The organism is Pseudomonas sp. LBUM1661 (genome assembly GCF_059695925.1).
In genome coordinates this window covers 3,586,193-3,598,778 of sequence record NZ_CP166794.1, presented here as the reverse complement: position 1 = coordinate 3,598,778, position 12,586 = coordinate 3,586,193, and the positions used below count along the sequence as shown (strand labels likewise).

11 protein-coding genes and 1 pseudogene are annotated in these 12,586 nt (G+C 60.0%); 7 read left to right on the top strand and 5 right to left on the bottom strand.

Features of this window, described 5'->3' with window-relative positions:
* Positions 1 to 274 precede the first annotated feature (274 nt).
* On the top strand, positions 275 to 1,498 hold the full coding sequence (locus ACA057_RS16425) for a zinc-dependent alcohol dehydrogenase (protein WP_497340434.1): 1,224 nt from the start codon (positions 275 to 277) through the stop codon (positions 1,496 to 1,498).
* A gap of 77 nt (positions 1,499 to 1,575) precedes the next feature.
* Here the strand turns inward: ACA057_RS16425 and ACA057_RS16420 are convergent, their stop codons facing one another.
* From ACA057_RS16420 to ACA057_RS16410, 3 genes are all read right to left on the bottom strand, one after another.
* Positions 1,576 to 1,869, bottom strand: coding sequence for a hypothetical protein (locus tag ACA057_RS16420; RefSeq protein ID WP_497340432.1), 294 nt, complete (start codon positions 1,867 to 1,869; stop codon positions 1,576 to 1,578).
* A gap of 187 nt (positions 1,870 to 2,056) precedes the next feature.
* The gene (locus ACA057_RS16415; RefSeq protein ID WP_497340430.1) at positions 2,057 to 3,400 is read right to left on the bottom strand and encodes a cation:proton antiporter; all 1,344 of its coding nucleotides are present in this window, start codon (positions 3,398 to 3,400) and stop codon (positions 2,057 to 2,059) included.
* A 46-nt stretch (positions 3,401 to 3,446) separates the two neighbouring features.
* Positions 3,447 to 4,058, bottom strand: a complete 612-nt coding sequence (locus ACA057_RS16410) for a Yip1 family protein (RefSeq protein WP_497340428.1) — start codon at positions 4,056 to 4,058, stop codon at positions 3,447 to 3,449.
* Positions 4,059 to 4,229: 171 nt separating this feature from the next.
* Between ACA057_RS16410 and ACA057_RS16405 the strand changes: the two genes are divergently transcribed.
* The 3 genes and pseudogenes from ACA057_RS16405 to ACA057_RS16395 all read left to right on the top strand — a co-directional run.
* Positions 4,230 to 4,751: a CinA family protein gene (locus tag ACA057_RS16405; RefSeq protein ID WP_497340426.1), complete on the top strand. Its 522-nt coding sequence runs from the start codon at positions 4,230 to 4,232 to the stop codon at positions 4,749 to 4,751.
* On the top strand, positions 4,741 to 5,196 hold the full coding sequence (locus tag ACA057_RS16400; RefSeq protein WP_497340424.1) for a hypothetical protein: 456 nt from the start codon (positions 4,741 to 4,743) through the stop codon (positions 5,194 to 5,196). The genes ACA057_RS16405 and ACA057_RS16400 overlap by 11 nt, the downstream gene beginning before the upstream one ends.
* Positions 5,195 to 5,362, top strand: a pseudogene (locus ACA057_RS16395) (YetF domain-containing protein); the annotation flags it as partial. The gene ACA057_RS16400 and the pseudogene ACA057_RS16395, both read left to right, overlap by 2 nt.
* A 45-nt stretch (positions 5,363 to 5,407) precedes the next feature.
* On the opposite strand, the gene ACA057_RS16390 reads toward ACA057_RS16395, so the two are convergent.
* Both ACA057_RS16390 and ACA057_RS16385 read right to left on the bottom strand, forming a co-directional pair.
* The gene (locus ACA057_RS16390; protein WP_497340422.1) at positions 5,408 to 6,265 is read right to left on the bottom strand and encodes a glucose 1-dehydrogenase; all 858 of its coding nucleotides are present in this window, start codon (positions 6,263 to 6,265) and stop codon (positions 5,408 to 5,410) included.
* A 221-nt stretch (positions 6,266 to 6,486) separates the two neighbouring features.
* Complete coding sequence (locus ACA057_RS16385; RefSeq protein ID WP_497340420.1) at positions 6,487 to 7,641, bottom strand: MalY/PatB family protein; 1,155 nt, start codon at positions 7,639 to 7,641, stop codon at positions 6,487 to 6,489.
* Positions 7,642 to 7,936: 295 nt separating this feature from the next.
* Here ACA057_RS16385 and fdnG point away from each other — a divergent pair, with 295 nt between their 5' ends.
* The 3 genes from fdnG to ACA057_RS16370 are packed head-to-tail and all read left to right on the top strand — an operon-like array spanning position 7,937 to position 12,585.
* Positions 7,937 to 10,999 carry a formate dehydrogenase-N subunit alpha gene (gene fdnG / locus ACA057_RS16380; RefSeq protein WP_497340418.1) on the top strand — a complete coding sequence of 1,021 codons (3,063 nt, stop codon included), beginning with the start codon at positions 7,937 to 7,939 and terminating at the stop codon, positions 10,997 to 10,999.
* The gene (gene fdxH, locus ACA057_RS16375; RefSeq protein ID WP_497340416.1) at positions 11,000 to 11,935 is read left to right on the top strand and encodes a formate dehydrogenase subunit beta; all 936 of its coding nucleotides are present in this window, start codon (positions 11,000 to 11,002) and stop codon (positions 11,933 to 11,935) included. It begins immediately after the preceding gene.
* Positions 11,932 to 12,585, top strand: a complete 654-nt coding sequence (locus ACA057_RS16370) for a formate dehydrogenase subunit gamma (RefSeq protein WP_497340414.1) — start codon at positions 11,932 to 11,934, stop codon at positions 12,583 to 12,585. Before fdxH ends, ACA057_RS16370 begins: the two co-directional genes overlap by 4 nt.
* The last annotated feature ends 1 nt before the right edge of the window (position 12,586 follow it).

Sequence of the window (12,586 nt, the reverse complement as noted above, 5' to 3'; positions counted from 1 at the left end):
CTTGAGCATTTGTCGTGCCGGGTTTCTTTCTTCTAATACATCCTTGAATATCAATAGGTTAAAGACGCTGATGGCGAACTGCGGTCATGCAGGCTGCATGAGCCCGGAATTTGACTCATGCAGTTCGCAGGATCGCGTTTTACCCCTTCATAAACGTCAATTGACCCGTTCGACCATTGATCAGATTCGACACTCATGCAACTGAACTCGCGGTTCTGCCTCGCTCCCTTAATACAGACAAACGCTGTCTTTATTGACCCACGAGGATGCCGCCATGCGTGCGATGACTTACCACGGAGCCCATGATGTAAAAATCGAAACCGTACCCGATCCCACTATCGAAGCGCCTGACGACATCATTTTGCGCGTGACCGCCACTGCCATCTGTGGATCGGATCTGCACCTGTACCGAGGCAAGATTCCGACCGTGGAACACGGCGATATCTTTGGTCATGAGTTCATGGGCATCGTCGAGGAAACCGGCTCGGCCGTCACCGCCGTGCAACGCGGTGATCGCGTCGTCATCCCGTTCGTGATTGCCTGCGGCGACTGCTTCTTTTGTCAGAATGAGCTGTACGCCAGCTGTGAAACCACCAACACCGGCCGTGGCGCGATCGTCAATAAAAAGGCCATTCCACCGCCTGCTGCATTGTTCGGTTTCAGCCGTTTGTATGGCGGCATACCGGGCGGGCAGGCAGAACTGGTCAGGGTGCCCAAGGCCAACACCGGGCCGTTCAAGGTTCCAGGGCTGCTGGCGGACGAGAAGGTGCTGTTCCTGTCGGACATCTTGCCGACGGCGTGGCAGGCCGTACTGAACAGCGGGATCGGGCAGGGCTCAAGCATTGCGATCTACGGTGCCGGCCCCGTGGGGTTATTGAGTGCGGCGTGCGCGAAGATGGTGGGTGCCGAGCAGATTTTCATGGTTGACCATCACAACTATCGACTGGCGTATGCCCAGCGCACCTACGGCGTAATCCCGATCAATTTTGATGACGATGATGACCCGGCCGACACCATCATCCGCCAGACCGCGGGCAGTCGCGGCGTGGACGCGGTAATCGATGCCGTGGGGTTCGAAGCCAAGGGCAGCACCACGGAAACGCTGCTCGCCACCCTCAAGCTCGAAGGCAGCAGCGGCAAAGCATTACGCCAGTGTATTGCGGCCGTTCGCCGTGGCGGCGTGGTCAGTGTGCCGGGCGTTTATTCCGGGTTTATTCACGGCTTTCTGTTCGGTGATGCGTTCGACAAAGGCCTGACGTTCAAAATGGGCCAGACCCATGTACAGCGCTACCTGCCGGAACTGCTCGGGCACATAGAAACCGGGCGTCTGCAACCGGAGGCGATCATCACGCACCGCCTGTCGCTGGAGCAGGTGGCCGAGGGCTACAGGCTTTTCGACAAGAAACAGGAGGAGTGCCGCAAAGTCATTCTCACGCCCGGTTCGAGCGATGTCCCACTGACCGAAAACCTCGAAGTCACCCCGATACCCGCGTTGTAAATACCCAGCCAGGCTTGCCGGCGAAGGCGTTTTCAAGAACGCCTACGCCAGCAAGCCTGGCTCCTACGAAAAGCGATCTAAACTCTGGCTTCGTGCTGCCGCACTTCATCCGAGCGCTGGGTGGACACTGGAATGGGTGGAAACTCTTCGTTAAGTAAGCGCAAATGCTCAATCGCTTCGCCGAACTTCAAATCTGCTTTCCTGCGCATCGCCTGATAGCGATCAAACAACTCCCCGTCCATTTTGCCGCTCTCCAGTAACTCAAACGCGCTGCGGCTCAGTGCCTGGGCTTCTTCGAACATCTGACGATTACGCTCCAGAGCGAATGCCCGGCAGGCTTTGATTTGCTCGGAGGTGGAGTATTGAATCATGACCAGTACCTTATTATTCGAGGTCCCGTTTAACAGGTTTCGAGGCCAGAGAGGCGCCGATTCCGACGAGTCCCGCCGAACAACTGTGAGGCGGGATTAAACGTGTGACACGCTGGATTACAGAAGAATTTCAATTTGTTGAGCTCGAAAAATCGATAATTCGTTCGCGAAAAACGCAAGCCAAGAATCAACTATTTGGATTCTTCCACCGCTCATACCGGGCAAGCACCGGTTGCGTGCTGACCCCGTGGAACAGGATGCTCAAGGCGACCACCGACAGCGTCAGGTCAGTGCACAGGGTTGCCACCGACTGCCCAAGCCCATGGTTCAACGCATAAAATAGATAGAACAGGCTGCCGATCCCGCGTATGCCGAACCAGCCAATCAACGCGCGCTGCCGCCCGTCGAGCAACCGGCCCCACGGCATGGCGATGACGCACAGCGGTCGAATCAGGAAAAACAACACACCCGCGATCACCAGCGCTCGCCAGTCCCAATGCGCCACCAGCACCACGCCGAGCAGCGTCACCAGAAACACTTCCATGGCCCGTTCCACCAGGCTGCCGAAGGCGAGCATGTCGCCCATCATGATGCCCGCCGCGACCTGGGTGTCTTCCAGGTGTTCGGTATCGCCATGCACGGCGTGCTGCGGCTCGACGTTCTGATGACCAACGACGGGCTGAACCAGGTGTTCGGCGGGCGGCTGCGTGTGGCCGCTGGACTTGGCTTCGACCTGACGCAAACCGAGGCCTGCGGCGAACACGGATAGAAAGCCATAGGCGTGAATCGCTTCCGCCCCGACATAGGCCAGCGCGATCAGTGCCAGCGCGAGGTAGTCGTTGGGGGAAAGGGTGCTGTCGTCATTCTTGATCTGCAGTGACAACGTCAGTCGGCCAATGCCGCGCCCCATCCAATAGCCCATGAGCAATCCGGCCGGGACCGCCCACAGCAGGCTGCGCAACACCCAGTCACTTACCCAGCCAGGATTGCCATCGTGCTGCAGCAGAAGCAGCCCAAGGATCACAAACGGAAAAGCGATCCCGTCGTTGAGCCCGGCCTCACCCGACAGTCCGAAGCGCACGCTGTCGTCATCCCGGGCGTCGTTGACCTGTACCAGGGCCGCGAGTACCGGGTCGGTGGGCGCTAGAATCGAGCCGATCAACACAGAGAGGCCCCAGGAAAACCCGAAGCCGTAGTGCAACAGCAGGCAAATACCGGCAATGGTCAGCACCATCACCGGACCGGCCAGGCCGAACGCAATTCGCCAGGTTCTATCCTGGAGGGGCAAGCGCAGTTTCAAACCGCAGACGAACAACGAAAAGAGCACCGCGACTTCCGTCAGGTGCTCCATCCAGATCGAGGCGTCGCCCGTGTCCAGCTTCAAAAAACCGAGCCCGGCCGGCCCGATGGCGACGCCCAGCACCAGGCACACCGCCGACGTGGTCACCGGCATCCAGCGCAGGTACGAGGAGGTCAGCGCCAGCGTCAGCAGCACGGCGCCCAACACCGCGACCCATAAAATGAAGCTCATTCTTGATACTCACTGGATGGGTGCCGCGATGTCGGGCTTCTGGTATTCAACCGACTGTTGCGCGCAAGTATTCAGGCGTCAGCACGTTGAACCAGAGCAGGATCATGGAGACCAGGATAGTGACCAGCACCAACAACCCAACGCCCCAGACGCAAGCGGCGTTCAGCAGACCTTGTTCCTTGCGCTCGTGCATGAACGTTGGCAAGCCGACAAACAGAAGGAACGTCGAATAGATCGACGCGGCGCCCAGCACCGTGATCGCCAGCCAACGGCTCGGGTACAACCCGGCAATGCCGGCGAGGAAAAACGGCGTCACGGTGTAGGCCGCAAATCCGATGCATTGATTGACCGTCGGCCGTGCGTCGAAGGTGCGCGACATCCAGCGGATGAACAGGCCCATCAGCGCCACGCCGGCAACGATGGTCACGTACAGCAACACGCAAAGTTGCAGCGCGCTGGCACTGCTGAGCTTGACTGTTTCGTTCTCGGCCAGGCTCCAGCCGACATAAGTAGTCCCGATAAACAGGCACACGGCAGGGATCAAGGAGAGCAGCAACAGGTGAGCGAGGTAGTGGCGCGGATGTGCTTCTTCTTCCTTGCGGATATCCGTCCACGCGAAGTTCGGTTGGGTAAACAGCTTGACGATAGGTGCGGACATGACGGCCTCCTGATCTGGAGCGGCCCGTGACAGGGCCCCTAAACGTATTGAGGGGCGAATTTTGGCAGGGGTTCACTTTTTTCTGCCCTGAGCGAGACACAGTCCGATAGAGGGAATGTTTACAGCTGCGCAGAGTCAACCGAGCAATTGCACTGTTGCGGATGATTTGCCATGAGCGTCAGTCAATCCGTGGTCGAGTATTTGCGTCAAAATGACTTGCTGCTGACCACCGCAGAATCGTGTACGGCCGGAAAAATCATCACGCTGCTGGCAGAGGTTCCGCACAGCGGCGAGTTGATCGAATGCGGCTACGTGGTGTATTCCCCCGAAGCGAAGCAACGCTTGCTCAACGTCAGCCCCGAGACGATCGACACCTTCAACTTGACCAGTTGTGAAGTCGCGCGGGAAATGGCCTTGGGCGCGCTGCGAGACAGCACAGCCAACGTCGCGGTGGCGACTACCGGCATCCTCGGGCCGGAAGACGTCGATGGCATTCCTGCGGGCACCATTTGTTTCGCCTGGGCCTATCAGTCCGAGCGGGGCCACCATGTATTCAGCCAGCAACAGCAGTTTTGCGGCACGCGTTGCGAGGTTCAGTTATTGGCCGCGGAGCACGCGTTGAAGCTGGTTCCGCATTTTCATCAACAGGCGATCGCCGCTGAGCAAGGCCAGGGAACGCAGCATGAACGATGAATCCAGCCATAGCGATTTTCACAGCCGCGACTATCCCGTGCGTGAAGACATGGCGTATCAGGTCAAGGTCTGGCGATTCGAGCGCTGGGGCTGGTACACCCTGGTGCTGTTGATCTTACTGGCGCTGCTCGGGTTGTTTTCACGCGGGCCGCTGAGCACCCGTGACGTTCACGGTGGCGATGGCAAGGTCCGGGTGCAATACGAGATGTTCCACCGCAACGGCTCGTCCAACCCGATGCAGATCAGTGTGATCGGTGCGCCCGATGCCACGGTCGAGCTGGAGCTGAGTGGTGCGCTGCTGGACGGTTTCAGCATCGAAACCCTGCAACCGGAACCCGTGCGCGCCATCAGTGCCGGCCAAGGCTTGAAGCTGTGGCTGCAGACCGACGCTCAGGGTCAGGCCAGCCTCTACCTGACGTTGCGCGGTGATGGGCTGGGGCTGTGAGAACGGCAAGGTGCTGCACAAGCGCTTGCGTCACGCTCGATTGGTCGAAGCCGACATCATGGAAGCCGCGCGCTCGAGCCAGGGCATCGAAACCCTGGATCAGATCAAGTTCGCGATCATTGAGCGCAACGGCAAGATTTCGGTGATAGCGCAAGAGCAGTCATGAGGCCGCTGCCCAAACACAGCCTTCGGCAGCGGCCACAAGACAGGCTTAAAGCATCGGTTTGCCGCCGGTAATCCCGTAACGCTGACCGGTGATGTAGCTGGCTTCGTCCGAGGCCAGCAGCACATAAATCGGCGCGACTTCTACCGGTTGGCCGGGCCGTCCTAGCGGGGTCTGGCCACCAAAGTTCTGCACTTCTTCATCCGGCATGGTCGAGACGATCAGCGGCGTCCAGATAGGCCCCGGCGCCACGCAGTTCACCCGAATGTTCTTCGGCCCGAGCATCTGCGCCAGGCCGGCGGTGAAGTTGGCAATCGCTCCCTTGGTGGTGGCGTAAGGGAGGAGGGTGGGCTTGGGCATGTCCGAATTGACCGAACTGGTGTTGATGATCGAACCGCCAGCCTGCATGTGCTTGAGCGCTGCCTGACAGATCCTGAAAATGGCCGTGATGTTCACATCGAAGGTCATCACCCATTCTTCGTCCGGGATGTCTTCGAAGTGTTCGTGGGTCATCTGGAACGCGGCGTTGTTGACCAGAATATCGATCCGGCCGAAGCGCTCGACGGTTTTGTCGACCAATGCCTGGCACTGCGCTTTCTGTGCAATATCGCCGGGCAACAACAGGCATTGGCGGCCGGCCTGCTCGACCCAGCGCGCGGTTTCCCGGGCGTCTTCATGTTCGTTGAGGTAGGCCACCACCACGTCCGCGCCTTCACGGGCGAAGGCAATGGCCACCGCACGGCCGATACCGCTGTCGGCGCCGGTGATCAGGGCGATCTTGCCTTCCAGTCGGCCGGAACCTGTGTAGCTCTGTTCGCCACAGTCCGGGTACGGGTCCATTTTCTGTTGGGAGCCGGGGACCGGCTGGTGCTGTTTGGGGAAGGGTGGTTTTGGGTAGTCGTTCATGGGAAATCTCCGGTTTCAAGGCAGAAGAGTCAAAGGGTTGACCCTGGTGTTTTGCCTTGAGTTCGGTTGGATTTCGCAGGCTGTCTCAAACCAAAAAGATGACCCTGTGGGAGCGGGCTTGCCCGCGATTGCGGTGGGCCAGCCAATATTAATGTTGACTGTGCTGACGTCATCGCGGGCAAGCCCGCTCCCACAGGTTTTTTGGTGTTGTTGGGATGAGGTCAGGCCTTGAGGTTGAGCAGGCTGCGTTCCATGCGTGCAATGCCGTCTTCAAGCAAGGCCCGTGGGCAGCCGAAATTCACGCGAACGAATTGTTTGCTGTCATCGCCGAAATCTAGGCCGGGGCTGAGCCCGACTTTCGCGTGATCGAGGAAGAACTGCTGCGGGTTCTCCAGCCCCAGCGCCGAGCAATCGAGCCACGCCAGATAGGTGCTCTGCGGCACATTCATCGTGACGCCCGGTAAGCGGGTGCGCACGGCGTCGACCAGGTAGTCGCGGTTGTCTTGCAGATACGTCATCAGTTCGGCCAGCCAGGGACCGGCTTCGCTGTAGGCGACGCGGGTCGCTTCCAGGCCCAACGGGTTGACGCTGTCGACCATGCCGCAACGGGCGTGGTTGACCCGTTCGCGTACGGCCCGGTCCTCAATGATCATGAACGAGGTTTTCAACCCGGCGATATTGTAGGCCTTGCTCGCCGACATCAGCGTAATGGTGCGCTGGGCAATCTGCGGGCTCAGCGTGGCCACGGGCACGTGTTTGCGTCCGTCGAAGCACAGTTCGGCGTGGATTTCGTCGGAGATGATCCAGGCGTCCTGCTCCAGGCAGATGTCAGCCACCGCTTGCAGTTCTTCCCGAGGGAATACCTTGCCTAGCGGGTTATGCGGGTTGCTCAACAGCAGGGCACCGCCGCCGGCCAGGGACTGGCGCAAGGTGTCGAGCCGCGTGGTGTAGGTGCCGTCAGCCAGTTCTTCGAAATCCAGTTCAACCTTGTTCAACCCCCAATGGCCCGGCGCATGCCGCAGCGGCGGATAGTTGGGAACCTGCACCACCACGTTCTGTTGCGGCTGGACCAGCGCTTTGAGCGCCATGTTGAAACCCGATTCCACGCCCGGCAGGAAGATCAGCGCCTGCGGTTCGACACGCCAGGCGTACTTGTTCCAGAGATCGGCAACGATGGCCTCGCGCAAGTCGTCCTGCGCCACGCTGTAGCCGATCATCGGATGTTCCAGGCGCTTTTGCAGGGCCTGGATGATCACCGGCGGCGCGGCGAAATCCATGTCGGCCACCCACATCGGCAACACGTCGGCCGGGTAACGGCTCCATTTGGTGCTGCCGGTATTGTGGCGATCGAACACCTGATCAAAATCGAAAGTCATGCGCAGTCTCGTAACAGCTGGGTGGGTGATGGCGGCCATGATAATCGCCAAGCCCCTGTGGGAGCGAGCCTGCTCGCGAAGGCGTTGTGTCAGCCGACATGAATGCTGGATCTGCCGGCCTCTTCGCGAGCAGGCTCGCTCCCACAGTAAGCGGCACAGGGCCGACGGTCGGCTCTCGTGGCGAATTCGACAGCCCTGTCTAGTATTCAAGTGTCGGTAGCCACGCTGCCGCCACCGTGATTGTCCAGAAAAACCCGGCTTAAGTACCGGGTCATCACCTGATCAGGAGTGCACGATGGACCTCAGCCGTCGTCAGTTCTTCAAGGTCGCTGGTATCGGCCTTGCGGGCTCGAGCCTGGGCGCGCTGGGCATGGCCCCGCCAGCCTTCGCCGAGCAGGTACGCCATTTCAAACTCGCCCACACCCATGAAACCCGCAACACCTGCCCGTACTGCTCGGTCGGCTGCGGCGTGATCATGTACAGCCAGGGCGACAATGCCAAGAATGTCGCGCAGAGCATCATCCACATCGAAGGCGACGCCGACCACCCGGTCAACCGCGGCACCCTGTGCCCCAAAGGCGCGGGCCTGCTGGACTTCATTCACAGCCCCAGCCGCTTGCAGTACCCCGAGGTACGCAAGCCGGGCAGCAGCGAATGGACGCGAATCTCCTGGGATGAAGCGCTGGATCGCGTAGCCGACCTGATGAAGGCCGACCGCGACGCCAACTTTATCGAGAAGAACGCGCAGGGCCAAACGGTGAACCGCTGGCTGACCACCGGTTTCCTCGCGGCTTCCGCGGCGTCCAATGAAGCGGGTTACATCACCCATAAAGTGGTTCGCAGCCTCGGCATGCTGGGGTTCGATAACCAGGCGCGTGTCTGACACGGCCCGACGGTGGCAAGTCTTGCCCCGACGTACGGCCGTGGTGCCATGACCAATACCTGGACCGATATCGGTAACGCGAATCTGATCCTGGTGATGGGCGGCAACGCAGCAGAAGCGCACCCGTGCGGCTTCAAATGGGTGACCGAAGCCAAGGCGCACAACAAGGCGCGCTTGATTGTGGTCGATCCGCGTTTTACCCGGACCGCCTCGGTGGCCGACTATTACGCGCCGATTCGCACCGGCACCGACATTGCCTTCATGGGCGGGCTGATCAACTACCTGTTGACCGAAAACAAGATCCAGCACGAATACGTGCGCAACTACACCGACGTGTCGTTCATCGTCAAAGCCGGGTATGGCTTCGAGGACGGGATCTTCAGCGGTTACGACGTGGCCAAGCGCGTCTACACCGACAAGTCCGGCTGGGGCTATGAGCTCGGTGAGGACGGCTTCGTCAAGGTCGACCCGTCCCTGCAAGACCCGCACTGCGTCTATCAACTGATGAAGCAGCATTACAGCCGCTACAACATTCAACTGGCGAGCCAGATTTGTGGCATGCCGGTCGATGCCATGCAGAAAATCTGGGAAGAAATCGCCACGTGCTCGCAACCGGGCAAGACCATGACGATTCTCTATGCGTTGGGTTGGACCCAGCACTCGATCGGCTCGCAGATCATCCGCAGCGCGGCGATGGTGCAACTGCTGCTGGGCAACGTCGGCATGCCGGGCGGTGGCGTCAATGCCTTGCGCGGGCACTCCAACATCCAGGGCCTGACCGACTTGGGCCTGCTGTCCAATGCGCTGCCGGGCTACCTGACCTTGCCGCAGGATGCGGAGCAGGACTACAACGCCTACATCGTCAAACGCACGCAGACACCGCTGCGTCCAGGGCAGTTGTCCTACTGGCAGAACTACAGCAAGTTCCACGTCAGCCTGATGAAAGCCTGGTACGGCACCAACGCCACCGTGGAGAACAACTGGGCTTTCGACTATTTGCCAAAACTGGACATCCCCAACTACGACATCCTCAAGGTCTTCGACCTGATGGGCCAGGGCAAGGTCAACGGCTACATGTGCCAGGGCTTCAACCCGATTGCCGCGCTGCCCGACAAGAACCGGGTGATGGCGGCGCTGGCCAAGTTGAAATGGCTGGTGGTGATGGACCCGCTGTCCACTGAAACCTCGGAGTTCTGGCGCAACGTCGGGCCCTACAACGACGTCAAATCCGCCGACATCCAGACCGAAGTGATTCGCCTGCCCACCACCTGTTTTGCCGAAGAAGACGGCTCGCTGGTCAACAGCAGCCGCTGGCTGCAATGGCACTGGAAAGGCGCGGACGGACCGGGTGAAGCGCGCACCGACGTGCGGATCATGAGCGAGTTGTTCATCCGCCTGCGTCAGCGTTACCAGGCCAATGGCGGCGCTTATGCCGAGCCGATCCTCAAACTGTCGTGGCCGTACAAGATCGCCGATGAGCCTTCGCCGGAAGAACTGGCCAAGGAAATCAACGGCTACGCCACCGCCGACATCACCGATGCCAGCGGCGCGGCGATCAAGGCCAACGCGCAACTGGCCGGTTTCGGTCAACTCAAGGACGACGGCAGCACCGCGTCGGGCTGCTGGATTTTCTGCGGCAGCTGGACCGAAACCGGCAATCAGATGGCCCGACGCGACAACAGCGATCCGTATGGCATGAAACAACATCAGGGTTGGGCCTGGGCCTGGCCGGCGAACCGACGGATTCTTTACAACCGTGCTTCTTGCGACCCACAAGGCAAGCCATGGGACGAGAAAAAACGCCTGGTGTGGTGGAACGGCAAAGTCTGGGCCGGCACCGATGTGCCGGACTTCAAGGCCGACTCGGCACCGGAAGCCGGGATGAATCCGTTCATCATGAACCCCGAAGGCGTGGCGCGTTTCTTCGCTGTCGACAAGATGAATGAAGGCCCATTCCCTGAGCACTACGAACCGTTCGAAACACCGATCGGGATCAACCCGCTGCACCCGGACAACAAGAAAGCCACCAGCAACCCGGCGGCTCGGATCTTCGATTCGGTGTGGGATTCCCTTGGCGTGGCCAAGGATTACCCGTATGCCGCGACCAGCTACCGGTTGACCGAGCATTTCCACTTCTGGAGCAAGCACTGCAAGCTCAACGCGATTTCCCAGCCGGAGCAGTTTGTCGAGATCGGTGAAGTGCTGGCGAAAGAAAAAGGCATCGTTGCCGGCGACAAAGTGCGGGTCAGTTCCAAGCGCGGCTTCATCGAAGCGGTGGCGGTGGTGACCAAGCGCATCCGGCCGTTGCAGGTCAACAATCAAGTGGTGCACCAGATCGGCATCCCGCTGCACTGGGGATTCACCGGGCTCACGCGTCACGGTTACCTGACCAACACCCTGGTGCCGTTCCTCGGCGATGGCAACACTCAGACCCCGGAATCCAAGTCATTCCTGGTCAACGTGGAGAAAGTCTAAATGGCCAGCCAAGACATCATCGCCCGTTCGGCCACCACCACGTTCTCCTCGTCGGTGCGCAATCAGGAGGAAGTGGCCAAGCTGATCGACACCACCAAGTGCATTGGCTGCAAGGCGTGCCAGGTCGCGTGCTCGGAATGGAACGAGCTGCGCGACGACGTTGGCCACAACCACGGCACTTACGACAATCCCCAGGACCTGACCGCGGAAACCTGGACGTTGATGCGTTTCACCGAGCACGAAACCGACGCCGGCAACCTCGAATGGCTGATCCGCAAGGACGGCTGCATGCACTGCGCCGAGCCCGGTTGCCTGGCGGCGTGCCCCAGCCCTGGCGCGATCATCAAGCACGCCAACGGCATCGTCGATTTCGACCAGGACCATTGCATCGGCTGCGGTTATTGCATCACCGGTTGCCCGTTCAACATTCCGCGCATTTCGCAGAAGGATCACAAGGCTTACAAATGCACCTTGTGTTCGGACCGGGTGGCGGTGGGCCTGGAACCGGCGTGCGTGAAAACCTGCCCGACCGGCGCCATTGTCTTCGGCACCAAGGAAGACATGAAGGAACATGCGGCGGAACGCATCGTCGACCTGAAAAGTCGTGGCTTCGACAACGCAGGCCTGTACGACCCCGAAGGTGTCGGCGGCACTCACGTCATGTACGTGCTGCACCATGCCGACACGCCGAAGTTGTACGCCGGCCTGCCGAGCGCCCCGACCATCAGTCCGTTGGTGGAATTGTGGAAAGGCGTGAGCAAACCCTTGGGCTTACTGGCCATGGGTTTGGCCGTGTTGGCCGGGTTCTTCCACTACGTGCGGGTCGGGCCGCAAGTGGTCGAGGAGGACGAACTGCCGACCACCGTCGATCCTGCGGTACATGAGGTCGATCCATCGGTACACACCTTTGATCCGCGCGGGGAGAACAGACCATGATCCGCCGACAGATCCTGCGCTACACCTCGAACCAGCGCACCAACCACTGGCTGGTGGCGATTTTCTTTTTCATGGCGGCGCTGTCGGGGCTGGCGTTGTTCCACCCGGCGCTGTTCTGGCTGAGCAACCTGTTTGGCGGCGGACCGTGGACGCGCATCCTGCATCCGTTCCTGGGCGTGGTGATGTTCGTGCTGTTTCTGGGACTGGTGATTCAATTCTTCCGGGCGAACTTCTTTATCAGCAATGACCGCTTGTGGCTGCGGCGCGTCGGGCGGGTGATCCGCAACGAGGAAGAGGGCGTGCCCGCGATCGGCAAGTACAATCCGGGGCAGAAGCTGCTGTTCTGGATCTTGCTTATTTGCATGCTGGTGCTGCTGTTCAGCGGGTTGGTGATCTGGCGCGCGTATTTCAGCGAGTACTTCGGCATCACCAGCATTCGTTGGGCGATGCTGCTGCATGCGTTGGCGGGTTTGATCCTGGTGCTGAGCATCATCGTGCACATCTACGCCGGCATCTGGATCAAGGGTTCGGTCAGTGCCATGACGCATGGCTGGGTCAGCCGCGCCTGGGCGAAGAAGCACCATGAACTCTGGTACCGGGAAGTGACCCGCGACGAAAACCCCGAGCGGCCGATCAGTAAAAAAGGATAAC